Here is a 22,894-nt window from a genome sequence, read left to right as displayed (position 1 = left end):
AGTGTCCCGATCAGACGATCTTCACGGCCTTGCCCGAGCCGATCGGGCGCGTTTCCGCCGCCTTCTCGACCATGGCGATGACCTCGGCCCGGCGCGCGCCCGCCAGCGGCATGCGCGGCATGCGGACCCGCTCGGTCCCCCGTCCCATGATCGTCTCGGACAGCTTGATCGACTGGACCAGATCTGAAACCGAATCCAGGTGGAGCAGCGGCATGAACCAGCGATAGATCTCCAGCGCGCGGGCGATGTCGCCGTCCTTGACCGCCCTGACCAGAGCCACGGACTCTTCGGGGAAGGCGTTGGTCAGGCCCGACACCCAGCCCTTGGCGCCCAGGATCATGCCTTCCAGCGCCACATCGTCCAGACCGACCATGACCGCGTAACGGTCGCCCAGTTCGTTGAAGATGTCGGTGATGCGTCGCGAGTCCGGGGCGCTTTCCTTCAGGGCCACGATGTTCGGCACGTCCGACAGACGACGCAGGTCGTCGTTGTTCAGCGTCTGACGATACATCAGCGGGTTGTTGTAGAGCATGTTGGGCAGGCCGCTGGCCGCCGCCACGGCGCGGAAGTGGGCCTCCAGCTCCGCCTGGGTCGGCACATAGACCATGGCGGGCAGCACCATCAGGGCGTCCACGCCGATATCCTCGGCGTCCTTGGCGTAGCGTTCGGCCCGCGCCGTGGTCAGTTCGCTGACCCCGGTGATGATCGGCACGCGGCCGTCGGCGGCCTCGACCGCCGCCTTCAGCACGGCGCGCTTTTCCTCGGGCTCCAGCGAGTTGTTCTCGCCGACCGTGCCCATGACGATGATGGCGTCGACACCGTCCTTGATCAGGCCGTCCAGCACCGTCTGGGTGGCGTCCAGATCGACCGCCAGTCCCTCATCGAATTGCGTGGTCGCCGCCGGGATCACCCCGGTCCAGTCCAACTTCGCCCCAGCCATAAGATACGCCTCCTCAAACAGATTTAGTTTCGTATACGATATCTGATCTGGAGCGAAGTCAAGCGAAGTTCGCCTATCCGGCGCTGTAACTGGTCTTGGTCAGGGTGAAGAAATCGGCCGCCGCAAAGCCCTGCTCGCGCGGGCCGTAGGACGAGGCCTTCGTGCCGCCGAACGGCACGTGATAGTCGACGCCCGCCGTGGCCAGATTGACCATGGTCATGCCGGCCTTGGCGCGGCGCTGGAAATCGCGCGCGTGCTTCAGCGACTGGGTGACGATGCCCGCCGACAGGCCGAACTCGACGCCGTTGGCGACGGCCAGCGCCTCTTCATAGTCCTTGACCCGGATGGTCGAGGCGACCGGGCCGAACACCTCTTCATTGTTGATGCGCATGGCAGGGTCCGTGTCGGCTATCAGGGTCGGTTCGACGTACCAGCCGGGCGCCTGGCGGTTCAGGCGACCGCCGCCCGCGACGACGCGCCCGCCCTCCGACGCGGCGATGTCGATATAGCGATAGGAGGTCTCGCGCTGCGCCTCGCTGACCGCCGGACCGACCTGGGTGTCGGGATCGAGGGCATTACCGACGCGCAATGCGGCGACCTTCTCGGCCAGCGCCGCCACAAAGCGGTCGTGGATTCCATCCTGCACGATCAGTCGGCTGGAGGCCGTGCAGCGCTGCCCCGTCGCAAAGAAGCTGCCGTCCAGCGCGATGTTCACCGCCCGGTCCAGATCGGCGTCGTCCAGCACGATCAGCGGGTTCTTACCGCCCATCTCCAGCTGCACCCGCGCCTGACGCGCGGCGGCCCCGGCGGCGACGCCCGCGCCGACTCCTTGCGACCCGGTGAAGCTGACGCCCGCCACATCTTTATGGTCGACGATGGCCTGCCCCACCCGGCCGCCGCCGATGACCAGATTCAGCACGCCCTTGGGCAGACCCGCCTCATGCAGGATGGCGACCAGAGCTTCCGCCGTCGCGGGCGTATGACTGGCAGGCTTGATCACCACCGTATTGCCGAAGGCCAGCGCGGGCGCCGCCTTCCACGCAGGAATGGCGATGGGAAAGTTCCACGGCGTGATCAGGCCGAACACTCCGACCGGCTGGCGATAGGTCTGCACCTCCACCCCCGGCCGGGTCGAGGCCAGGTTCTGCCCGTGCAGGCGCAGGGCCTCTCCGGCGAAATACTTCAGGATGCGAGCGGCGCGCGCCGTCTCGCCGATGCCCTCGGCCAGGGTCTTGCCTTCTTCGCGCGACAGCAGGCGGCCGACCGCCTCGCGCCGCTCCATCAGCAGCGTCCCGGCCCGGTCCAGCACGTCCGACCGCACCTCGGGCGAGGCGCCCGCCCAGCCGTCAAACGCGGCCGAGGCCGCCGCCACCGCCTCATCGACCTCGGCCGCCCCGCCTTCGGGCGCCAGGGCCACGACCTCACGCGTGTCGGACGGGTTCAGGCTCTCGACCGTTCCCGCCCCCCGGCGCTCGCCGTTGATCCAGTGGCTCAGTTCGATGGTCGCAGTCATGGCGTATCTTTCGTCCGTGCGTCGGTATCGTCAGAAGATAGGAAAGAAGTCAGAAGCCCAGGGCCTGAATCTGATCATAGAGCACCTTGGGCGTGCGCACCCCATGCTTGAGGCTGCGCGCCCGCGCTTTATAGCGACGCTGCGACGGCAACCGCGCGCCCTGATCGGCGAAGGCGGCGAACAGGGCCTCGGCCCGTGCGGCGTTCGCCTCGGCGTCGCCCCCGCCCATGATGGCCGGATCAAAGGCCAGAATCAGCTCGCCATGCATGGGCGCCGCCTTGGCGCCGTCGTCAAAGGCCATCGACTCGCGGCTGGTCAGGTCGCCGATCAGCGGCCCTGCCATCAGCTCGATCATGGTCGACAGGGCCGAGCCCTTGTGTCCGCCGAAGGTCAGCATGGCGCCGTCCAGCGCCGCGCGGGCATTCGTCGTCGGCCGCCCCTCGGCGTCCACCCCCCAGCCCTCGGGAATCGGCTTTCCGGCGATGTCGTGCAACGCCATATCCCCTCGCGCGATGGCGCTGGTGGCGAAGTCGAAGACGTAAGGATACGGCCCCGGACGCGGCCAGCCGAAGGCGATCGGATTGGTGCCCAGCAGCCCTTTCCTGCCGCCCGCCGGCGCCACCCATGAATGGCTGGGCGTCATGGCCAGCGCCGCCACGCCCATTTCCGTCAGTTGCTCGATCTCGGGCCACAGGGCGGAAAAATGGAAGCAGTTGTTGATGACCAGCGCCGCCACCCCGACGGCCTTGGCCTTCTGCGCCAACAACGGCGCCGCCCGCTCGAACGCCAACAGGGAATAGCCATGACGCGCATCGGCCCGCACCAGAGCCGGCGACGCATCCTCGACCACAGGCTCCGCATCCAGCGACAGCTTGCCCGAGCGGATCGTCATGACACATCCCGGCAGCCGATAAAGCCCGTGCGAGGCGCACTCGTCCCGCTCGCCCGCCGTGATGGCGCGGGCCACCGCCTCGGCGTGCGGAACCGACAGCCCCGCCCCCGTCAGCACCCGCCGCGACAGGGCGAACACCTCGTCAATCGACAGGGCCACCGTCTCCTGAGCCTCAAACACGCTCACATCACTCTCCCGACGCAAAATCGTATACGAAGTTGCCGGGATACGCGGAAAACATCAAGTGCGATCAGTTCACGTCGACCGACGCCTAGGAGAGTTCGCTCATGTTATTGCCGGCCTCGCCGCCGTCCCATGGCCCACAGCGCCAAAGCGATCAGACCGGCGCCCGCCAAACCTGCGACGCCGAAAACCCGCGCGCCTACAGGCGGCGTCGCTGGCGGTTCAGTTGAAGGTTTGGCCTTCGGGCTCTCGCCCTGCCCCTTTCAAGAGGCAGACACCAGGCCCGCGTCGGTCAACTGCAATCGACGCAGATCAACACCCATCTCGTTACGGAACCGCGCAACAGCCGCATCGCCCAGACGCCGCATCATCGCCTGATCGCCCCGCTGCATCGCATCCACATAAGTCGCTTGCTGCACCAGGAAGTTCAGCATCAGCACCTCGGCCATCTCCTGACGCCCCGCATCGCCCAGTCGCGCCACGGCGGGCGACCCGCCGATGACCCCGCGCACCTGATCGCGAACGGCCAGCGCCTGGGTCCGGTTGTTGTCGCCCTGATTGGCCGTGATCCAATTGAGAATCCAATAGGCCGCCATGGCGTCGGCCAGATCACCAGTACGCAGGCCATCCTCACGCACGATGCCCGCCCAACTGGCGATCGGGTCGCCGCTCTGAAAAGCTGAACGCGTCCGTTCAGCGGCTTCGCGCCCTGCCGTGCGTTCGATGAAGTCAGCAAACTGAGACTGAACGCGCGTCGATACAGCCGGCGTCGAGCGATAGGTCGTAACCGCCGCGACACGGCTGCGCTTAGGCGGTCGCGACTCAGAGGACGGCTCCGTCATATTGTCACGCATGGCGGCGTGCATCTGGTTCATTGCGTCCGTGGTCGCAAAGCCTTGAAAGGCGTAGTCCTGGGCGCGAGCCATCGGCGCGCTTGCCGCCGCGCAAGCCATGACCCCCATGACCGCCAAATACTTCATAGCAAGCATCCTAACTCTGGCGTCGCCGACGCATCACGGCCCAGACCGCCGCAACGAACAAGGCTCCTGTCGCCAATCCGGCCGCCCCATAGGCAAGAAGGCCCGAAGACGACGGATCATGCGAAACTTCAGACGCGGAATTGGCCTTCGGGCTCTCGCCCTGCCCCTTTCAAGAGGAAAAGCCCGTCTCGGTCAGTCGGATACGTCGCAAATCGACCCCCGCCTCATTTCTGAATCGCGCGACGGCAGCGCTTTGAAGTCGACCCTTCATCGCCGCGTCATTCGCCTTCATAGCGTCTTCATAGGCAACGCTCTGAATGATGAAATTGAGGATCAGAGCCTCTGCCATTTCCTGCTTTTCAGCATCGTTCAAACGGCTGAATCCAGCGTCCGCCCCCATGCCTGCAAGAACCTGACGCTTGACCGCCAGCACCTGACTGCGGCTCACATCGGTCACATCATTGGCTATCTGCCAGTTGATCATCCAGTAAGCGGTCATGGCGTCGGCGGCATCCCCGCGACGTAAGCCATATGACGATACGTGACGCCCCCAACGTGCAAAAAAGTCCTCACGCTCCATGGCCACCGCCAGTCCGGCCGCGTCCCCGCCATTGCGTCCAACGAATTCAGTAAACTGGCGTTTCACTCGCTGAGTAACTGCGGACTGAGCACGATACGTCGTCTGCACGACAGGCTCAGCGCGGCGCGGCGCGGCAGCAGCGCCAGTTGCGCCCGAACGAGCCCCGGAGGTGTTCAGCGGAAGAGGCGTTATAGCGACCGGATAGGCGACCGCTTCAAAGCTGCCCATCGGCATATAGGATTGAGCGATCACAGGATAAGTCAGCCCCAAACTCATGACACCGATCATCGGAATCAATGACTTATAGAAACGTTCAAACTTCATCCTACACAGCCTCTGCTCTAAATCGCCAACGCAGCCACTCCTGAGAGTGGCTGCGAATTTAGCCGACAATCTGTCCCAATCAGCGCGATCGGTCTTAACCGTTCTTGCTAGCCAGGGTTTTATTTCCTTCACCAATCGCCTTCTGCGTATTGTTCAGGGCGTTGGAAACCAAGCCATACTCTTGACCAATACCTTGCATTTCACCCGTCAACCCAGCCAGCTTGGATTGATTGTTCTGATCAATCTTACCGAGCCCGGCGATTTCGCGCGAGATCGCCATCATTCGATCCATCTTCTGATCAAGCACCGAACCTAGAGCGATGCCGAGGCGGACCAGGAATGACTGGCCGTTGGCGTTGCCTACACCGCCTGCCGAAGCCGCCTTTTCATTCTCATTCTTCATGCCGTCGATGATCATGTTCGACATCTTCTGGACGAAGTCTTCGCTCGCACGATGGAATTCGCCAGCCTGATACGGTGTAGCGCCAAACAGATCAGATACGCCCTGAGTCGCTTCCTGAAGATTTGAAGCAACGCCAGCTGGATTACCCGTAGCGCCCGCGAAAGCAGCCTGAGCCAGATCAATAACCGACTGCGGCAACCCCAGTTGCTGGCCGACCTGCTGCAGGATCTGGCTGCCCACCGTTTGCATAACAGTCGAAAGAGCCGCCTGAAGCGCGACAGAAGTGCCGCCCGTGGCGACCGCCAGGGCCGCCGTGCTGACCAGGCTGCCGATGTTGAAGCCGCCGCCGCCGATGCCGAACATGATCTTTCTCCGAATAAGTGTGCGTTTCCGGTTCGCCGGCCAGGCGCCTCGCCCGGAAACCCGACGACCTCACGAAACCACCCGTCCCCTATCCTCGGTAGTCAGGCCGTTCCCCAGCTAGGGACTTCCCTAGCCAGCGGCGCAGGCGCGGCGGAACGCGGGCGGCGACGGCCGCTGTCTGGGCCCGCGCAGCCTCAGCGCGAGCGGCGTCCTCGGCGATTTCTTCGGGCGTGCGGGCGCGGCGGTCCAGAACGGTGATCCCGCCCGCCGTGACGCCCAGCAGCAGCACCTCATCGCGCCAGACCACCACCGTCGCCCGCTCGCGCGTTCCAAGCGGCAGCGAGCGAATGAAGCGGATCTCATCGCCGCTGGGGGCGCCGCTCTGAACCTTCTTCAACATGCGGATCGAGAAGAAGGCCAGCCCCAGCACCAGGGCCAGGGCGACCAGAACGGTCAGGAAGTCCATCAGCAAGGCGAGCGGCGTCATCGGGTCTCCGAGGCGGAAGCCACGCCGTCGTCCGGCATGGCGGGAAAGAGGGGCGCGCGGCGGAAAGCGTCCTCGGACCCGGCGGCGTCGCCCAGTCCTTCGCCTTCGTCCGACAGGTCGACCGGGTCGAGCGTCTCGCCCCGCGCCGCTTCATCGCGCAGGCGGCGCGCGGTCAGGATCACTTCGGCGACGGCGGCGAACATGTCCTCGGGCACCACGGCCTCGACCGGCACCTGTTCGTGCAGGGCGCGGGCCAGGGGGACGTTGCGGATGATCGGCACCCCTTCGCGCTCGGCCATGCCGCGCATGGCGCGCGCGATCAGGCCGTCGCCCTTGCCCGCCACCACCGGCACCACGTGCTCGCCGGGATCATAGGCCAGGGACACGGCGATGTGGGTCGGATTGACCACCAGGGCGGCGGCCCCGCGCACGGATCCGACGGCGCTGGACTGGGCCCATTCCTGGGCCAGTTCGCGGCGCCGCGCCTTGACCGTGGGATCGCCCTCCATGTCCTTGGCTTCCTGACGGATGTCGCGGCGGCTCATCCGCAGCCGCCTCATGAAGCTGAAGCGCTGATAGGCCGAATCCAGGATGGCGACGAAGACGAAGACCACCATGGTCCAGCCCAGCAGGTGAAACCCCGCCGCGCCGAACGCGCCCAGCACCTCGCCCGGCTGGGCCGCCGGCAAGCGCAGAATGCGATCGAACTGGCCGAACAGGATCAGCCCCGCCAGCCCCAGCAGCAGAGCCGTCTTCACCAGCGATTTCGCCACCTCGAACAGGTTGTCGGTGTTGAACATCCGCTTCAGCCCCTCGCCGGGGTTCAGGTGGTCCAGCTTGGGCGTCATCTTTTCGAGCGTGAAGACCGGCCCGGTCTGCAGGAACTCCATCAGCGACGCGAACAGGGCCACCGGCAACAGCAGCAGCGCCGTCAGATAGACGAACCGCCGCGCCGCCGACCAGGCGACCTGCTCGAAGGCGTCGCCGAAGGGCTGGTCCATCACGCGGAACACGTCGTCGAACAGGGCGGCGAAATTCTCGAACACCGCCCCCGCCAGCATCAGGCCGACCAGCAGCCAGGCCAGCAGCACGGCGGTAGAGCCGACGTCCTTGCTCTTGGCGACGTCGCCCTTCTTGCGCGCGTCCTGAAGCCGTTTCGGCGTCGGCCGCTCTGTCTTGTCGCCGCCGTCGTTCTTCTCCGCCACCTGCGCTCCGCCTCATCGAACAACTAGAAAAAACACCAGAAACAAGCCTTGCCGAATACAGAAACAGCACAGCTTATGGTCAAGCTTATTCTTTATCCGCACTCTGATCGCTTCAGATAAAAAGCAAGCTAGGGTTAACCCTACTGGCAAAAATTTTCATTACCGATTTCGTTGACAACATTCATGAGCAATAATATCGCTGTCACACAAGATCGAAATTCACATAGCTTCGGGCGAAATACGAAGTGAGACAATTTTGCTCGGTAACAGGCACAGTAATACTTATAATTACTGTATGTAATCATTCCGCAATTGCGGAAGACTGCAGCGCCACCTCATCGCAGCTGGTCGCTTCAGCCGCTTCCGTCAGCCAGTTTTCCCTGGCGCTGGGAAGCGGAGCATTCGGATCAGAGCCTTGCTCGACACACGCGCCGCGGGAGGCGCAGGCGGCCCAGCAACTGCTGATCTATGACAATCAGTCGCCGACCGAGGTGATCGGTTCCTCAGAAACCGCTGTTTTTTACACGCGCCGCTCGCCGACGATCAGCGCGGGCGCGCATCGCAGCCGGACGCCGCACGGCGAGCTGATCGTCGCGGCGGCGCGCGAGCACGACATCGATCCGGCCCTGCTGCAGGCGATCATCAGCATCGAATCCGCCGACAATCCCAACGCCCGCTCACCCGTAGGCGCGCGCGGCCTGATGCAGGTGATGCCCGCCACCGGCCGCCGCTTCGGCGTCGCCGATGAGATGCGGCTGCACGAGCCGGAAACCAACATTCGCGCCGCCTCGCGCTACCTGAAGACGCTTCAGGGCCTGTTCGGCAATGACCTGCGCCTGGTGCTGGCCGCCTACAACGCGGGCGAAGGCGCCGTGCAGCGCTACGGCCGCAACATCCCCCCCTATCGCGAGACCCAGGACTACGTCCGCAAGGTCATGGCTCGCTACGACCAGCTCCTCACCGCCCGCCGTTCCTCCTTCCGATAGCTCTCAACGATCTCCGTTCGGCCTGATCCGCCGGCAGCCACAAGGCGCGTCCATGTCCTTCGCCAGCCCGCTGAAACTGCTGGGCCTGCGCCACAACGGCGGAGGCGTCGGCCGCTATTCGGACCTGTTCCTGGTGGCGGGGGTGGCGGCGATCATCGCCATGATGATCATGCCCCTGCCTTCGCTGGCGATCGACGCCCTGGTGGCCATCAACATCAGCGCGGGCGTGGTGATGCTGCTGGTGTCGATCTACATCGCCTCGATCGTCGACATCTCGGTCTTCCCCAGCCTGCTGCTGATCACGACCCTGTTCCGGCTGGCGCTGTCGATCGCGACGACGCGGATGATCCTGCTGGAAGGCCACGCCGGGGCGATCATCAACACCTTCGGCAACATGGTGGCGGGCGGCAATCTGGTCGTCGGCCTGGTGGTCTTCCTGATCATCACCGTCGTGCAGTTCATCGTCATCGCCAAGGGCGCCGAACGGGTGGCCGAGGTCGCCGCCCGCTTCAGCCTGGACGCCATGCCGGGCAAGCAGCTGTCGATCGATTCCGACCTGCGTTCGGGCCTGATCGACAAGGACGAGGCCAAGCGCCGCCGCCGCCTGCTCGAGATGGAGAGCAAGCTGAACGGCAATCTCGACGGCGCGATGAAGTTCGTGAAGGGCGACGCCATCGCCGGGATCATCATCGTGGTGATCAACCTGCTGGGCGGCCTGGCCGTGGGCATGCTGCAGAACGGCATGGATTTCGGCGCGGCGGTCCAGAAATACTCCATCCTGACCATCGGCGACGGCATGGTGATGCAGATCCCGGCCCTGCTGGCGGCCATGTCGGCGGGCCTGCTGGTGACGCGCGGCGGCGATTCCGAGACCGACGCCCACCTGGGCGCCTCGATGCACCGTCAGTTGTCGGCCCAGCCCAAGGTCTTCCTGGTCGCGGGCGGGATGTGCTGGCTGCTGGCCCTGGTGCCAGGCTTTCCGACCGTGGTCTTCCTGCTGCTGGGCGCGGCGGCCATGACCGCCTCCATCATGATCGAGCCGCGCTGGCGCAAATCCGCCGGGCGCAAGGTCAAGGCCCTGACCGGCCGCGCCGCCGCCGAAGCCGACGGCCCCATCGCCTCGACCCAGACCCGGCCGACCGAGAGCGCCGCCATGACGCCTCTGCTGCTGGAGATCGACGGCCGCGCCCTGCGCGCGACCGATCCGGAGCGCCTGACCGCCGCCCTGGAGACCCTGCTGGACGAGTTCGAGGCGTCGCTGGGCGTGGCCCTGCCGCGCGTGACGGTGCGCTACGGCCCGGCCGAGGCGTCGGACCGCTGGCGGCTGATGGCGTTCGAGGCGCCCCTGGGCGCGGGCGATCCCGGCCCGGCCGAGGACGCGCTGGATACGACGCTGGCCGGCGTGCGCGGGCTGCTGCGTCGCAACGCGGGAATGTTCATCGGCATCCAGGAGGCCTCGACCCTGCTGAACCGCGCCGGCGAGAGCTATCCCGAGGTGGTCAAGGAGGTCGCGCGCGCCCTGCCCCTGGCCCGCATCGCCGAGATCATGCGTCGCCTGGCCGAGGAAGAGGTGCCGCTGCGCAATCTGCGCGACATCCTGGAATCCCTGGCCGACGCCGGTCAGCGCGAGAAGGATCCGCTGGCCCTGACCGAGTTCGCCCGCGTGGCCCTGCGTCGCCAGATCAGCCATCGTTACGCCCCCGACGGCGTGCTGAAGGCCGCCGTGCTGGAGCCCGCGCTGGAGAAGCACCTGCGCGAATCCATCCGCGTCGGCGGCGCCGGGCAGCAGCTGGCGCTGGAGCCGGACATGGCCCGCCAGATCATCGAGGCCGTGCAGAAGACGGTGCGCGATACGGAGGCCGACGCCGTGCTGGCCGCCATCGACCTGCGCCGTCACATCCGCAAGCTGGTCGAGCCCGAGCTGTTCGACACGCCCGCCCTGTCGTTCCACGAGCTACTGCCCAGCCTGAAGCTCGAGATTGTCGGCCGGGTCGCCCTGCCCGACCTCGACGCGGCGACGCCGGCGGCTGTTTCCGCCCCCTCCAATCCCCCCGCCTCCACGGCCGCTGCGGCCTGAAACGACGGACCCTGCATGACGATCAAGACGCCGACCGCCCGCAAAGGCTTCAAGACCGCCCTCCTGGCCATGGCCTCCTTGGCCACGCTGCTCGGCCTGTCCGCGCCCGCTGCGGCGGGCGACCCGCCCATCGGCAACCAGACCCTGCAGATCGCCCCGCGCGAACAGCCGGTGGGTCAGTTCCTGCAGAGCTTCTTCGGCCAGTTGGGCGTGCCGGTCATCATCAGCCCCAACCTGCGCGGCACGGTGAACGGCGCCTTCAGCGGCCCGGCTTCGACCATCTTCAGCCAGGTGGCCGACGCCTTCGACCTGGTGGCCTATTACGACGGCGGGGCGGTCTACATCTATCAGACCTCCGAACTGACCAGCCAGTCGATCCCCGCCTCGCCGCAGATGCTGCGCCGCGTGCGCGCCACGGCGCAGGAAATGGGCCTGCTGGACAGCCGCAACACCCTGCAGCCCGCCGGGCAGATGCTGGTCGCCAACGGCACCCGCCGCTTCATCCAGCAGATCGACGAGATCGCCCGCGCCGGGCCCGGCGCTCGGGCCGAAGCCGCCCAGCCGACCTATGAGTACCGCGTCTTCACCCTGCGCTACGCATGGGCCGATGACGTGACCTTCGAGACGGCCCAGAGCGAAGTCACCATTCCAGGCGTCGCCTCCATCCTGCGCGCCATGGTCAGCAACGACCCGAACGGCGCCGTCGCTCGGCGCATCGAGACGCGCCGCTCGCCGCGCGTCGGGGGCCTGCGCGGTCAGGGCCTGGCGTCGCAGGGCGCGGCGCAGAACGGCCTGATGGACGCCAGCTATGTCGACGGCGGCTTCACCCCCACGCCGGACACGCTCGGTCTGGCGCTGGCGGACGAACAGATGGCGGGCGGCGCGCCGGTCCAGCATGCGCGCATCCAGGCCGACACGCGGCTGAACGCCGTCATCGTGCGCGACACGGCCGACCGCATGGGCGCCTATGAGGCGCTGATCGCCGCCCTGGACAAGGAGCCGCAGCTTCTCGAGATCCAGGCCACCATCATCGACATCGACACCACCCGCGCGCGTCAGCTGGGCATCAGCTGGCGCTTCGACGACGGACGCGGCGGGATCCTGTTCGGCGACGGTACGCGCAACGACGACCGCCTGCGTCGGGGCCAGGACATCACCCCGCGCAACAACGGCCTGGCCATCTCGACCATCATCGGCAACGGCGACTACTTCGTCTCGCGCATCACGGCGATGGAGGATGAAGGCGTCGCCCGCATCGTCTCGCGGCCGCAAATCGTCACCCTGTCCAACGTCCAGGCCCTGTTCGAGAACACCCGCAGCTTCTACGTCGGCCTGGAAGGCGAGCGGGACGTCGACCTCTACAACGTCACCGCCGGGACCACGCTGAAGGTTACGCCGCACGTCCTGCGCGACCAGAACCAGACCCGCATCCGGATGCAGATCCAGATCGAGGACGGCTCCCTGACCGACGCCGACGTCGACGACATCCCGGTCGTGCAGCGCGCGGCCCTGAACACCCAGGCCATGATCCTGGAAGGCCAGAGCCTGCTGCTGGGCGGCATGGTGGTGCAGCAGGACGTCAACGCCGTGACCAAGGTGCCGGTGCTGGGCGACATACCGGCGGTGGGCCTGCTGTTCCGCCGCTCGGAGCGTTCGACGGGCCGGATCGAGCGCCTGTTCCTGATCACGCCGCGCCTGGCCTCCATCGGCGAGGAAGCGCCCGCGCCGCGTCTGGACTTCGGCGCCCTTCTCGGCTCGCCCGAGACCCAGCCCCTGCCCGCCGCCCCGGCCCTGCCCAAGGGCGGATCGCGCATGGGCTTCAATCAGGGGTCGGCGCCGAACGACCCTCTGCCCGCCCCGGCCGCCACGCCCGCCGTCGCCGTGCGCGAAGCGCCGCCGCCCGGCTTCACCCCCTATGAACCGGCCAAGGACTGATCCGCCATGCCCGCCGACGCCGTCGCCGCACCCGAGACCGAAAGCCTGGTCCTTCGCGTCCTGGCCGGGCGCGTGCGCGGCGCCTCGGCGCCGTTGGAGCGGGGCCGCGTCATCGCCGTGGGACATGACCTCGACGCCGACATCGTCCTGCGCGACGCCAGCGCCGAGGGGGTACGGCTGACGCTGAAGGCGCGAGCGGACGCCGCCGACCTGGACCTGACGTCCGGTTCCGTGACCTTGCTGGGGCATGAGCTGACCGCCCCAGCCCAGGCCATCCTGCCCCTCTATCTGCCGCTGCTGATCGGCGACAACGCCGTCGCCATCGGCGAGGCCGAGAGCCCGCGCTGGAACGAGGCTGAGCGCATCCTAGCCGCCGCCCGCCCCTTGCCGGACGACCACAGCGATGAGGACGACGCCCCGGCTGGCGACGGCCGCAACTGGCAATATCTGCTTAACAACACCAACGCCCTGGTGTCGCGCTCGGCCAAGTTCGTTCCGGTTCTGCTGATCGCCGTCATCACCGTCTCGGCCCTGTTCGCCATCAGCACGGGCGTCCCGGCCTGGCCCAAGTCGCAGCCCAAGCCCGCCAAGGTCCAGGCCGTCCTGTCGGAGGAAGGCTTCGACAAGCTGGTCGTCACCAAGACCGAGGCGGGCGATCTGCGTATCGAGGGAATGCTGGCCTCGGACGCCGAGCGCGTGCGCCTGCAACGCATCCTGGCCGCCCGCGAATGGCGCCCCCGCCTGGAGCTTCAGACCCACGACGGCATCGCCCGTCAGGTCGAGGAGCTCTACCTCGCCAACGGGGTGAAGGCGGCCGCGCGCTCGGTCGGCGCGGGCATGGTGCGGCTGGACGTCACCGGCAGCGACCCGGACGAGGCCGCCCGCCTGGAGCGTCTGGCCATGGGCGAGATCAAGGGCCTGCGCCGCATCGACGTCAGCATGCTGCCCGGCGCCGACGAAGGCGGCCGCTTCGAAGACATTCAGCAGGGCGGCGGCAAGCGGGTGGTGTCGGTGATCGGCGGCGAGCGTGGCCACGTCACCACCGCCGACGGCGCCCGCTACTTCCCCGGCGCGGTCCTGCCGACCGGCCACCGCATCGTCTCCATCGAGGACACCCGCGTCCTGGTCGAGCGCAACGGCTCCCGTTCCGAACTCAACTTCTGACCCCAGCCCAAAAGGAGAATACCCATGTCATCCCAAAGTCTGAACGGCCTCGGCATGCTGGCCGTCTCGCCCGGCCTGAACAGCGAGCGCGACAAGGCCCGCCCCGGCTCCTGGTTCGAGGCCATGGCCCATTCCTGGGGCCAAACCCTGGACGCCCAGGCCGGCCGCATCGTCGAACTGTCCGAGCAGATCGGACCGGGCGGCGAGGACAAGCCCTCGACCATGGCCATGCTGACCGCCGAGTCGATGCGCATGAACTTCATGGCCAATTCCTCCTCCACCTCGACCGACTCCGTCGGCAAGGCGCTGGAGACCATGGCTCGCAAGAACTGAGCCCTTCATTTCAACAGGAGGGGCCCATGTCCTTCGAAGCCTCGGCCGCCGCAGCGGCCATGCCGCCCGAAATGCTGCAACCCCAGACACAGCAGATCGACGTCGCCTACAACGCCACCCTCAGTCAGGCGGTGCAGTTCCAGAACCTGCTGCACGTCACGCCCCTGTCGGCCCCGGCCGCTCCGACCGAGCCCAACGGCGTCATGAAGACCATGATGGGCGCGCTGGAGCAGGTGAACGGTCAGGCCTCGGACCTCGCCGCCCTGGCCCAGGCCGCCGAAGGCAAGGCCGGCGGCATGACGCCGGGCGAGATGGTCATGATGACCGTCCGCGCGCACGAGTTCATGTTCAACTGCCAGCTCACCTCCAACATGGCCAACCGCACCTCGGACGGCCTGCAGCAGCTGTTCCGGCAACAGTCCTGAGGGAGGCGGTCATGCGAATCCGATCGCTCGCCGCCCTCGCGGGCGCAGCCCTCCTGCTCGCCGCCTGCGGCCAGCAGGAGCTTTACGGCGGCCTGACGGAACGCGACGCCAATGAGATGGTCGCCGTGCTCAAGGCTCAGGGGCTGGACGCTTCCAAGACCCGCGACGGCGACAACTGGGTGCTGAAGGCGGATCGCGGCGACTTCTCCCGCGCGGTCGCCCTGCTGCACGACCGGGGCTATCCGCGCCAGAACTTCGCCAGCATGGGCGAGGTCTTCCAGAAGGAGGGCTTCGTCTCCTCGCCGATGGAGCAGCGTATGCGCATGATGTACGCGCTGCAGCAGGAGCTGGGCCAGACCATCTCCTCCATCGACGGAGTGGTGCAGGCGCGCGTCCATATAGCCGTGCCGGAAAGCGATCCCCTGGCGCAGGAGAAGCCGCCCTCCTCCGCCTCGGTCTTCATCAAGCACCGGCCCGACTACGACATCTCGGCCCAGACCGGCTCGATCAAGGCCCTGGTGGTCAACTCGATCGAGGGCCTGCCCTACGACAAGGTCACGGTCGTCGCCTTTCCGGCGTCAGAAGTGCTGACTCAACCCCAGGCGCCGGCTGTCACCCAGCTCAGCCTGCCGCTGGGCGTGCTGATCCTGGGCGCGGCGGGACTGGGCATCTACGGCCTCTATCGGCGGCCCAAGCCGCGCGCCAAGGCCGACGCCAAGCGAGGCGAGGCTTGACGCCCAGCGCCGCCAGGACCGAACGCGCCGCCCTGTGGCGCCGGGCCCGCGCCCTCGACGGCGCGGATGACGCCGCGCGCTCGCCGCGCGCCCACGTCCTGGCCCGCCGACTGTCGCCGCCGCGCGCGCCGGTGAGCTACGCCGCCATCCTGAAGGCGCCCGCCTGGTCCGCCCTGCCGCTGAACGAGCGTCGCCGTCTGGCCGCGACCTGCGGCGCCGTGCTGCTGGCCGAGCGGCTGGCGACCAGCATCGACGGACGGATGCTCGGCGTCGTCGGACACAGCATCGGCGAGGGCGCGCTGGACGCCGTCCTGGCCCTGCCGCCCGCCCAGCGACCCGAGACGCCGCCGGTCGGCGCGCTGGACGCCGAGGCGCTGGAAGGTCTGGGCGCCGCCGCCCTGCTGGCCAGTCTGTCAGGCGAGACGGCCCGGCGGCTGGCCGACGGCCTGCCCCCGCCCCTGCTGCGCCTCGACGCCGATCAGGCGCAGGCCGCGCGCCGTCTGGCCCTGACAATCTGCGGGATCGCCGCATGAGTTTTCACCTGATCGCCGCCGCGCCCGACGCGGCCCTGCTGACCGACCGCCCCGTCATTCGCCGCGAGGAACGCGCCGCCGTCGAAACGGCCGTCGACCTTCTGGCACAGGCCCAGGCGCGGCTGGCCGAGGTCGAGACCCATCGCGCCGCCGAGGGCGAGGCGGGTCGCGCCGACGGCTACGCCGCCGGCTATGAGGCCGGGCTGACCGCCGCCGCGCGCGACGTGGCCGAACGCGCCGCCCGTCTGCACCGCGAGATGGAGGCCGAACGCGAGCGTCTGCGCGAGACCGCCGGCCGTCTGGCGCTGGACGTCGTGCGCCGCATCGCCGCCGAACTGGCGCCCGAGGCCGTGCTGGCGGCCCTGGCCGAGCGGGCGGTGAAGGACGTCCTGCCCGAGGCGCCGGTCGTGGTGCACGTCGCGCCCGACGGCGTCGGCGCCGTCTCGACCCGTCTGTGGCCCATCGGCGCGGCGATCGAGGTGCGGCCTGACGACGCCCTGGCCCCCGGCGACTGCGTCATCGAAACCGCCGCCGGACGCAGCCACGCCGGACTTGAAGTCCAGCTCGCCGCCCTAGAGCGCGCCTTTGAGCGGGGGCGCGCCGCATGAGCCACGACGCCGTCGAACTGCGCCTGCACGACGCCCTGCGCCGCGCCCGCACCCTGGACCGACGCGGGCGGGTCGTTCAGGCCTTCGGCACCACGGTGCGCGCCACGGGGCTGAACGCCCGCATCGGCCAGCAGGTCGAGATCCGCGACCCCGCCGGCGGCCCCGTAGTCAAGGCCGAGGTCGTGGGCCTGAGCGACGGCGCAGCCATACTGACGCCCCTGACCAGCCTGAACGGCCTCGGCCCCGAAGCCGAGGTCATCGCCGCCGACGACCGGACCGAAGTCCCCAGCGGCCCCGGCCTGCTGGGCCGGGTCATCGACGCCTTCGGCCGCCCGCTGGACGGCCTGGGCCCCATCGCGGGACCGGTCGCCCGGCGCGACGTCTATGCCGACGCGCCCAATCCGCTGGCCCGACCGCCGATCAGCGCCCTGTTCCCGACCGGCGTGCGCGCGGTCGATACGCTGCTGAGCGTCGGCGTGGGACAGAGGGTCGGCGTCTTCGCCATGGCGGGCGGCGGCAAGTCGACGCTGATGGGAATGTTCGCCCGCCACTGCGCCGCCGACGTCAACGTCATCGCCCTGATCGGCGAGCGGGGACGCGAGGTGCGCGAGTTTCTCGACGACAGCCTGGGGCCGGAAGGCCTGGCCCGCTCGGTCGTGGTGGTCGCCACTTCCGACCGCCCGGCGATGGAGCGCGTCCGCGCCGCCCACGCCGCCACCGCCATCGCCGAAGGTTTCCGCGCCCAGGGCCTGCGCGTCATGCTGCAGATGGACTCCGTCACCCGCTTCGCCCGCGCGCTGCGCGAGATCGGCCTGTCGGTAGGCGAACCGGCTGTGCGGCGCGGCTTTCCGCCCTCCGTCTTCGCCGAACTGCCCCGACTGTTCGAGCGGGCGGGCGCGATCGAGGGCGGCTCGATCACCGCCTTCTACACCGTGCTGATCGAGGACGAGGAAGGCGGCGACCCGATCGGCGAAGAGGTCCGCTCCATCCTCGACGGCCACGTCTATCTGTCGCGCAAGCTGGCGCAGGCGAACCACTATCCGGCCATCGACCCGCTGACGAGCCTGAGCCGCGTCTTCCCGCGCGTGACCTCGCCCGAGCATCAGGCGGCGGCAGGCAAGGTCCGCGCCTGGCTGGCCAAATACGCCGAGATCGAGTTCCTGCTGCAGATCGGCGAGTACAAGCCCGGCGGCGACCCCCTGGCCGACGAAGCCGTGCAGCGGATGCCCGCCCTTCGCGCCCTGTTGCAGCAGGGCGCCCATGAAGGCGTCGCGGCCGAAGCGGCCCTGGCCCAACTGGCTGAGGCCGCGTCATGAGCGGGCGCGACCGCATCACCCTGCTGCCACGCCTGGCCCGGCTGCGGGCGCAGAGGGTCGAGGCCGCGCGCCGCCTGGTCGCCGTCGCCCAAGACGCCCTGGCGCGGGCGCAGACGGCGTTGCAGGCGCGCGAGGAATCTATCGCCGCCCTCGGCCGCCATATTGAGACCCTGGACGAATGGTTCGCCTCGGGCGCGGGCGGCGACGCGCGCCTGATCGAAGGCGCCCTGTCGCGACGCGGCCTGATCGCCGACCGCCGCGAGGCCGAGACAGAGGCCCGCGCCGAAGATCAGCGGGCGGTCGAGGCCGCCCAGGCTGAACGGGACCAGGCTCTGCGCGCCCTGATGCGCGCCACGGCCCGCCACGACGCCGTCGACGGCCAGTTGCGCCGCGCCGTGGCCCAGCGCGCCGGGCGTCGCGAGGATCAGGAACAGCTCGATTTCGAGGAACGGGGCCGCCCGCGCCTGCAACTGCTTATGGGAGGACGCGCCTGATGGCCGACGCCGTGAACAACTCCGCCCCCGCTCGGCCCGCGCCTTCCGCGCGGTCGGCCGGCGCCGCCCCCTCCGCCTGGAGCGGCGGCGCCTTCGAGGCGGCCCTGGACCAGGCCGCTGCGCGCCGCCATGCGCTCGAAGCCGGCGAGCGTCAGCCCCGCTTCGCCCGCCGCGACGAAGACGCCGAACCCGTCCGCGACCGCCCCGACGACGCGCGGCGCGAAGAGGCCAAGGCCGACGACAAGGCGGACAAGGCCGAGGGCCAGTTGAACATCGCGGGGACGACCGGCCTGAACGCCGTCCAGGGCGGCCCCGCCGCGGCGGCGGGCTTCACCGGCGACGTCGAAGCCATGGCCTCGATGATGGAGAAGGCCTGGCTGGCGGCCCAGGCCGACGCCGCCAAGGGCATGCAGGTGCAGTTCACCGACCGGACCCTCGCCCTGGCCGGGTTCGGGGTGATGCGGCTGGCCGACGGCGGCCTGACGCTGCAACTGGCCGCCCACCAGCGGCCGACGCCCGAGCTGGAGCGCGCGCTGGAGCTGATGCGCCGTCGGCTGGAGGCGCGCGGCGTGGCCGTGTCCGAGGTGCGCGTCGCCCCCGCCGATCCCGACAGCGAGCATCGCCCGCCGGACGGGGTGCGGTGAGCCATGATCTCAGCGCGGCGTGAAATCCCAGCGACCCTGGTCGCGATCGGCGCGGGCGGCGTCCAGCACGGCGCGCGCCGTCTCGGTCGGAGCACGACCCGCCGCCAGCCCCTCGGCGGTCAGCCGCACCAGGCGGCGGCTCTGGCGATTGTGCAGCCCCTCGGTCGGGCTGTCGGCGTCGGCCGCCAGCTTTCCGGCATAGAGGCGCGCCGCCTCGGGCGAGGTCTGGATCAGGGTCATGACCAGGGCGGCCGCGCGTTCGAACGCCTCGTCCTCCAGCGGCTGGCCCACCACGTCGCGGGTCAGCCAGACGCACAGGAATTCCAGCGGCCCCACGCTGCGGGCGTTGGTCATCAGCCCCCCGCCGGGGCCGGACAGGCTCGAAAAGGCCGCCGCGCCCCAGGCCGGCAGGCGCGTGGCGGGCAGGCGATCGGTCGTCAGGGCGCGGGCCAGGGCGTCCGCGGCCAGCCTGCGCGCCTCCTCGTCGCCGAAGCGCGCTACGGCGGCCAGAAGCTTGACGAAGCCAGGATAGAGCGCCTCGCCCAGACCGTCACAGACGCGCTGCACCACGGTGACGCGCGCATCGGGCGTCGACTGGCCATTCAGCCCATCGATCAGAGCCTGGGCCGCGGCGGCCCAGTCGGGTTCAGCCTTGAGAACGAGATCGGTCACGATGACCGAGGCATAGCCTCAGCCGAAGCCGTTGTCGCGGGTTTCGGTCAGATGATCGGCGATGGCGCGGGCGGCCGCGTCCATATCCAACCGATCCGACACCCGCACGCGCACATCGTCGCCGGCGAAGGCGGTGAAGTCGCCGAAAGCCTGGCCGCCGCGACCGTGAGCCCGCGCCTCGGCGCCCAGCGGCGTCGAGGCCGACAGATCGCGCGACCAGACGCCGGACAGGGGCGCATTGTCGGTGCGGATCGTGGTCATGGCGGTCTCCTCGACGTGGAAGTGTCCACGCTAGGCCGCCAATCTAGGCGCATCGACGCGCCCTCGCCATGCGGGACTTCCCTAGCCGCCTGCGGCCCGGAGGCGCGCCGATGACCGTCGCCCTTCGCCCGCTCGACGCGCCGCAATGGACCGACGCCGCCCTGTCGGCGCTGAACATCTGCGCCGCCGCCTTTGATACGCGCGGCCTGACGTGGCGCTCTCCCGCCTTCGTCGCCGCCTTCCCCGAATGGCGCGAGGGCGAGACCCTGGCGTCCGTCGAATGCCGCCTGCCCGGCCTGAACGAGGCGATCGTGGCGGCGCGGCGCGAGGGCGCCTCGGACGCCCTGATCGTCCAGCCGGGCGGCCGCCGGGTGCATGACGTCCGTCTGGCCCTGTCCGACGGCCTGGTCTTCCTGGAGCTGTCCGACGCCGCAGAGCGTCAGGAGGCCCAGCAGCGCCACCTGGCCGACCGCGAGGAGCTGCTGACCACCTCGCGCGTGCTGTCGGTGGGCGAAATGGCCACCATGATCGCCCATGAGCTGAACCAACCGATCGGCTCCATCGCCAACATCCTGCGCGGGCTGAAGGCGCGGCTGCAACGCGGCGCCCTGACGCTCGAGACCGGCGCCGAGGCCCTGGACCGCGCGACCGAGCAGGCCCTCTACGCCTCGGGCGTGATCCAGCGCGTCCGCACCTTCGTCGATCAGCGCCAGCCCCAGGTGCAGCGGCTGGATCTGGCCCGCCTGGCCCGCAACACCCTGGATCTGCTGGACTGGGAGATCACCCGCGACCGGGTGACGGCGCGCGCCGCCACGCCGCCGGACCTGCCCGCCGTCCTGGGCGATCCGGTCATGGTCCAGCAGGTGCTGGTCAACCTGGCGCGCAACGCCCTGGACGCCATGCGCGGCGTCGACCTGCCCCGGCGCGAGCTCACCATAGAGGCGCGTCACAGCCTCGACGCGCGCCAGATCGAGCTGACCCTGACCGACACCGGGCCGGGCGTGCCGGAAGAAGCGTCCGCCCGCGTCTTCTCGCCCTTCTTCAGCACCCGCAGCGGCGGCATGGGCGTCGGCCTGGGCATCTGCCGCTCGATCATCGAACTGCACCGCGGTCGCCTGTGGTTCACGCCCGGCGAGGCGGGCGGCAGCGTCTTTCACATCGCCCTGCCGCTGGCCGCGGCCGAAATCCCGACCGAGGAGGCCCGCCCATGAGCGCCGTCGCAACGCCGGCAGAAGGACCGTCCGGCCGCATCTGCCTGGTCGACGACCACGCCGAGTTCCGCCAGTCCGCCGCCTGGTGGCTGGAAAGCCTGGGCTATGAGGTCGAGTGCTGGGAAGAGCCCGCCGCCTTCCTGGAGGCCATGACTGAGCGCCCGGCCGAACCCGCCTGCTTCCTGCTGGACGTGCGCATGCCGGGGATGTCGGGGCTGGAGCTGATGGAGGCGGCGCGCGAGCGCGGGCTGGCTCAGCCGGTGATCTTCATGACCGGCCACGGCGACGTGCCCCTGGCGGTCGAGGCCATGCGGCGCGGCGCCGTCACCTTTCTTGAGAAGCCCTTTCAGGAGAAGGCGCTGGAAGAGGCCATCACCCTGGCCTTCCGCACGACGCCATTAGAAACAAAAGACGAAACAACCGCTTCTCCGCTGTCCCTCGCCTATCAGGAAAGGTTGTCTCGCCTGACCGCGCGTGAACGCGAGGTCATGGATCTGGTCGTGGCCGGTTCCTACAACAAGGTCATCGCCTATGACCTAGGCATCAGCCCCAAGACGGTCGAGCTGCACCGCGCCCGCATCATGACCAAGATGGAGGCGCCGACCCTGACCCATCTGGTCCGCATGGCGGTGTCCGGCCAGGTCGAGGAGGCGTGAGCGTGGCCCTGGACGCCATGCCCTCCTCGCTCGCGCCCGCGCGCCCGCCCCGGCTGGACGAGCCGACCGTGCGCGCCCGCGCCGCCGCCGTCGCCGCGCTGGACGGTCTGATGCTGGACGAACTGCGCGTCAGCGTTCTGATCCCCGATCGCGACGAGGCCTTCGTCGGTGAGCAAGTCGCCTTCGCCACGCCGCACGGCCCCGTCCGTGTCGCGCCCCTGACGATCGACGGCGCGGCCTTCGAGAATGGCGACCACGCCGCCCTGCTGGCCGCCGTCTCGACGCTGGAGCCGCTGCTGGCGGCGCTAGAAGACGTAGGAGCCGAGGCGCTGACGCCTGTCGGCGTGCGTTCCGACACGTTCGATGCGGCGCACGTCGAGGTCCGCCTCAGCGACGGCGAGCGCACGCTGCACGAGGCGCGCCTGTCCCTGCCGCCCGCGTTGGCCCTGCGCCTGCGCCGTGTCGGCGATCAGGCGCCGGGGCTGAACCTGCCCCTGCCGATCCGCCTGCTCATCGAGGGGCCGCGCCTGTCGCCCGACGATCTGTCGAGCCTGCGCGCGGGCGACCTGCTGCTGATCCCCGCTCTGGCCGGGGCCTGGACCGCGCGCCTGTCGATTCCCGGCGGGGCGGCCGTCGGCCTGTTCGACCCCGCGTCCCGAAACTTCACCCATCAACGCAAGGAAAGCCGCATGACCGAGGCCGCCGCCCCGCCTGCCGAAGACGAGCACGGACTGACGCCGGGGGCCGACACGCCGATCGCCGTGACGGTCGATCTGGGCGAGACCGCCGTACCGCTGAAGACCCTGACCGAGCTGCGCCCCGGCGCCATCCTGCCCCTGACCGGACTGGACGCCGAAATGCGCGTCACCCTGCGCAGCGCCGGCCAGGCCTTCGCGCGCGGCCGCCTGGTGTCCCTGGGCGAGGCCTACGCCGTGCTGATCGACGCCGTCGCCGACCCGAAGGAGGCCGTCTGAC

25 protein-coding genes are annotated in these 22,894 nt (G+C 69.0%); 15 read left to right on the top strand and 10 right to left on the bottom strand.

The features are described 5' to 3' along the window. Positions 1–10: 10 nt before the first annotated feature. The 8 genes from ACU5AP_RS06950 to ACU5AP_RS06915 all read right to left on the bottom strand — a co-directional run bounded on the left by ACU5AP_RS06950 (position 11) and on the right by ACU5AP_RS06915 (position 7,870). Complete coding sequence (locus ACU5AP_RS06950; RefSeq protein WP_128719900.1) at positions 11–940, bottom strand: dihydrodipicolinate synthase family protein; 930 nt, start codon at positions 938–940, stop codon at positions 11–13. Positions 941–1,013: 73 nt separating this feature from the next. After that, positions 1,014–2,453, bottom strand: coding sequence for an aldehyde dehydrogenase family protein (locus tag ACU5AP_RS06945; protein WP_128719899.1), 1,440 nt, complete (start codon positions 2,451–2,453; stop codon positions 1,014–1,016). Positions 2,454–2,502: 49 nt separating this feature from the next. Then, positions 2,503–3,531, bottom strand: coding sequence for an Ldh family oxidoreductase (locus tag ACU5AP_RS06940; protein ID WP_446680994.1), 1,029 nt, complete (start codon positions 3,529–3,531; stop codon positions 2,503–2,505). 260 nt (positions 3,532–3,791) lie between these two features. Next, complete coding sequence (locus ACU5AP_RS06935) at positions 3,792–4,508, bottom strand: DUF6683 family protein (protein WP_128719897.1); 717 nt, start codon at positions 4,506–4,508, stop codon at positions 3,792–3,794. 169 nt (positions 4,509–4,677) lie between these two features. Continuing rightward, entirely contained in the window at positions 4,678–5,412 is a 735-nt protein-coding gene (locus tag ACU5AP_RS06930; protein ID WP_128719896.1) for a DUF6683 family protein, read from the bottom strand. Positions 5,413–5,506: 94 nt separating this feature from the next. Then, a complete protein-coding gene (locus ACU5AP_RS06925) occupies positions 5,507–6,178 on the bottom strand; it encodes a hypothetical protein (protein WP_003164562.1) in 672 nt (223 codons plus the stop codon). Positions 6,179–6,266: 88 nt separating this feature from the next. Beyond that, entirely contained in the window at positions 6,267–6,665 is a 399-nt protein-coding gene (locus tag ACU5AP_RS06920) for a flagellar biosynthetic protein FliO (RefSeq protein WP_052748058.1), read from the bottom strand. Next, on the bottom strand, positions 6,662–7,870 hold the full coding sequence (locus ACU5AP_RS06915; RefSeq protein WP_446680993.1) for an EscU/YscU/HrcU family type III secretion system export apparatus switch protein: 1,209 nt from the start codon (positions 7,868–7,870) through the stop codon (positions 6,662–6,664). The genes ACU5AP_RS06920 and ACU5AP_RS06915 overlap by 4 nt, the downstream gene beginning before the upstream one ends. A gap of 491 nt (positions 7,871–8,361) precedes the next feature. Between ACU5AP_RS06915 and ACU5AP_RS06910 the strand changes: the two genes are divergently transcribed. From ACU5AP_RS06910 to ACU5AP_RS06855, 12 genes are read left to right on the top strand one after another with little or no spacing between them, the layout of a single operon-like run. After that, positions 8,362–8,856 (top strand): lytic transglycosylase domain-containing protein, encoded by a 495-nt coding sequence (locus tag ACU5AP_RS06910; protein WP_164918016.1) that lies wholly within the window; start codon positions 8,362–8,364, stop codon positions 8,854–8,856. Positions 8,857–8,908: 52 nt separating this feature from the next. After that, positions 8,909–10,933, top strand: a complete 2,025-nt coding sequence (locus ACU5AP_RS06905; protein ID WP_128719893.1) for a flagellar biosynthesis protein FlhA — start codon at positions 8,909–8,911, stop codon at positions 10,931–10,933. 15 nt (positions 10,934–10,948) lie between these two features. After that, positions 10,949–12,868 (top strand): type III secretion system outer membrane ring subunit SctC, encoded by a 1,920-nt coding sequence (gene sctC / locus ACU5AP_RS06900; protein ID WP_446680992.1) that lies wholly within the window; start codon positions 10,949–10,951, stop codon positions 12,866–12,868. A 6-nt stretch (positions 12,869–12,874) separates the two neighbouring features. Next, positions 12,875–14,032: a SctD/MshK family protein gene (locus tag ACU5AP_RS06895; RefSeq protein WP_446680991.1), complete on the top strand. Its 1,158-nt coding sequence runs from the start codon at positions 12,875–12,877 to the stop codon at positions 14,030–14,032. 24 nt (positions 14,033–14,056) lie between these two features. Beyond that, entirely contained in the window at positions 14,057–14,365 is a 309-nt protein-coding gene (locus ACU5AP_RS06890) for a hypothetical protein (protein WP_112999251.1), read from the top strand. Positions 14,366–14,391: 26 nt separating this feature from the next. Further along, positions 14,392–14,790: a hypothetical protein gene (locus ACU5AP_RS06885; protein WP_088411497.1), complete on the top strand. Its 399-nt coding sequence runs from the start codon at positions 14,392–14,394 to the stop codon at positions 14,788–14,790. 11 nt (positions 14,791–14,801) lie between these two features. Next, on the top strand, positions 14,802–15,524 hold the full coding sequence (sctJ, locus tag ACU5AP_RS06880) for a type III secretion system inner membrane ring lipoprotein SctJ (protein WP_003164555.1): 723 nt from the start codon (positions 14,802–14,804) through the stop codon (positions 15,522–15,524). Further along, positions 15,521–16,057, top strand: a complete 537-nt coding sequence (locus ACU5AP_RS06875) for a hypothetical protein (protein ID WP_446680990.1) — start codon at positions 15,521–15,523, stop codon at positions 16,055–16,057. Before sctJ ends, ACU5AP_RS06875 begins: the two co-directional genes overlap by 4 nt. Then, a complete protein-coding gene (locus ACU5AP_RS06870; RefSeq protein ID WP_446680989.1) occupies positions 16,054–16,665 on the top strand; it encodes a FliH/SctL family protein in 612 nt (203 codons plus the stop codon). The genes ACU5AP_RS06875 and ACU5AP_RS06870 overlap by 4 nt, the downstream gene beginning before the upstream one ends. Next, the gene (locus ACU5AP_RS06865) at positions 16,662–17,981 is read left to right on the top strand and encodes a FliI/YscN family ATPase (protein WP_446680988.1); all 1,320 of its coding nucleotides are present in this window, start codon (positions 16,662–16,664) and stop codon (positions 17,979–17,981) included. The genes ACU5AP_RS06870 and ACU5AP_RS06865 overlap by 4 nt, the downstream gene beginning before the upstream one ends. Then, positions 17,978–18,475 carry a hypothetical protein gene (locus tag ACU5AP_RS06860; RefSeq protein WP_278449123.1) on the top strand — a complete coding sequence of 166 codons (498 nt, stop codon included), beginning with the start codon at positions 17,978–17,980 and terminating at the stop codon, positions 18,473–18,475. The genes ACU5AP_RS06865 and ACU5AP_RS06860 overlap by 4 nt, the downstream gene beginning before the upstream one ends. After that, positions 18,475–19,119 (top strand): hypothetical protein, encoded by a 645-nt coding sequence (locus tag ACU5AP_RS06855; RefSeq protein ID WP_446680987.1) that lies wholly within the window; start codon positions 18,475–18,477, stop codon positions 19,117–19,119. Before ACU5AP_RS06860 ends, ACU5AP_RS06855 begins: the two co-directional genes overlap by 1 nt. 9 nt (positions 19,120–19,128) lie before the next feature. On the opposite strand, the gene ACU5AP_RS06850 is transcribed toward ACU5AP_RS06855, so the two are convergent. Beyond that, on the bottom strand, positions 19,129–19,791 hold the full coding sequence (locus ACU5AP_RS06850) for a hypothetical protein (protein WP_446680986.1): 663 nt from the start codon (positions 19,789–19,791) through the stop codon (positions 19,129–19,131). Positions 19,792–19,809: 18 nt separating this feature from the next. Then, complete coding sequence (locus ACU5AP_RS06845) at positions 19,810–20,052, bottom strand: hypothetical protein (protein ID WP_125901643.1); 243 nt, start codon at positions 20,050–20,052, stop codon at positions 19,810–19,812. 110 nt (positions 20,053–20,162) lie between these two features. Here ACU5AP_RS06845 and ACU5AP_RS06840 point away from each other — a divergent pair, with 110 nt between their 5' ends. From ACU5AP_RS06840 to ACU5AP_RS06830, 3 genes are read left to right on the top strand one after another with little or no spacing between them, the layout of a single operon-like run. Then, positions 20,163–21,263 carry a sensor histidine kinase gene (locus ACU5AP_RS06840; protein ID WP_164918015.1) on the top strand — a complete coding sequence of 367 codons (1,101 nt, stop codon included), beginning with the start codon at positions 20,163–20,165 and terminating at the stop codon, positions 21,261–21,263. After that, complete coding sequence (locus ACU5AP_RS06835; RefSeq protein ID WP_128719884.1) at positions 21,260–21,919, top strand: response regulator transcription factor; 660 nt, start codon at positions 21,260–21,262, stop codon at positions 21,917–21,919. Before ACU5AP_RS06840 ends, ACU5AP_RS06835 begins: the two co-directional genes overlap by 4 nt. Beyond that, positions 21,916–22,893 carry a FliM/FliN family flagellar motor switch protein gene (locus ACU5AP_RS06830; RefSeq protein ID WP_433942644.1) on the top strand — a complete coding sequence of 326 codons (978 nt, stop codon included), beginning with the start codon at positions 21,916–21,918 and terminating at the stop codon, positions 22,891–22,893. The genes ACU5AP_RS06835 and ACU5AP_RS06830 overlap by 4 nt, the downstream gene beginning before the upstream one ends. The last annotated feature ends 1 nt before the right edge of the window (position 22,894 follow it).

It is taken from the genome of Brevundimonas sp. RM1, from assembly GCF_052907225.1.
This window is presented reverse-complemented; position numbering and strand designations above follow the sequence as displayed.

Coding starts and splice junctions, on each gene's coding strand:
- ACU5AP_RS06845 (WP_125901643.1), bottom strand. CDS start 20,052: ATGACCACGATCCGCACCGACAATGCGCCCCTGTCCGGCGTCTGGTCG.
- ACU5AP_RS06895 (WP_446680991.1), top strand. CDS start 12,875: ATGCCCGCCGACGCCGTCGCCGCACCCGAGACCGAAAGCCTGGTCCTT.
- ACU5AP_RS06860 (WP_278449123.1), top strand. CDS start 17,978: ATGAGCGGGCGCGACCGCATCACCCTGCTGCCACGCCTGGCCCGGCTG.
- ACU5AP_RS06920 (WP_052748058.1), bottom strand. CDS start 6,665: ATGACGCCGCTCGCCTTGCTGATGGACTTCCTGACCGTTCTGGTCGCC.
- ACU5AP_RS06885 (WP_088411497.1), top strand. CDS start 14,392: ATGTCCTTCGAAGCCTCGGCCGCCGCAGCGGCCATGCCGCCCGAAATG.
- ACU5AP_RS06935 (WP_128719897.1), bottom strand. CDS start 4,508: ATGAAGTATTTGGCGGTCATGGGGGTCATGGCTTGCGCGGCGGCAAGC.
- ACU5AP_RS06870 (WP_446680989.1), top strand. CDS start 16,054: ATGAGTTTTCACCTGATCGCCGCCGCGCCCGACGCGGCCCTGCTGACC.
- ACU5AP_RS06890 (WP_112999251.1), top strand. CDS start 14,057: ATGTCATCCCAAAGTCTGAACGGCCTCGGCATGCTGGCCGTCTCGCCC.
- ACU5AP_RS06835 (WP_128719884.1), top strand. CDS start 21,260: ATGAGCGCCGTCGCAACGCCGGCAGAAGGACCGTCCGGCCGCATCTGC.
- ACU5AP_RS06925 (WP_003164562.1), bottom strand. CDS start 6,178: ATGTTCGGCATCGGCGGCGGCGGCTTCAACATCGGCAGCCTGGTCAGC.
- ACU5AP_RS06855 (WP_446680987.1), top strand. CDS start 18,475: ATGGCCGACGCCGTGAACAACTCCGCCCCCGCTCGGCCCGCGCCTTCC.
- ACU5AP_RS06865 (WP_446680988.1), top strand. CDS start 16,662: ATGAGCCACGACGCCGTCGAACTGCGCCTGCACGACGCCCTGCGCCGC.
- sctJ (WP_003164555.1), top strand. CDS start 14,802: ATGCGAATCCGATCGCTCGCCGCCCTCGCGGGCGCAGCCCTCCTGCTC.
- ACU5AP_RS06950 (WP_128719900.1), bottom strand. CDS start 940: ATGGCTGGGGCGAAGTTGGACTGGACCGGGGTGATCCCGGCGGCGACC.
- ACU5AP_RS06930 (WP_128719896.1), bottom strand. CDS start 5,412: ATGAAGTTTGAACGTTTCTATAAGTCATTGATTCCGATGATCGGTGTC.
- ACU5AP_RS06905 (WP_128719893.1), top strand. CDS start 8,909: ATGTCCTTCGCCAGCCCGCTGAAACTGCTGGGCCTGCGCCACAACGGC.
- ACU5AP_RS06945 (WP_128719899.1), bottom strand. CDS start 2,453: ATGACTGCGACCATCGAACTGAGCCACTGGATCAACGGCGAGCGCCGG.
- ACU5AP_RS06840 (WP_164918015.1), top strand. CDS start 20,163: ATGACCGTCGCCCTTCGCCCGCTCGACGCGCCGCAATGGACCGACGCC.
- sctC (WP_446680992.1), top strand. CDS start 10,949: ATGACGATCAAGACGCCGACCGCCCGCAAAGGCTTCAAGACCGCCCTC.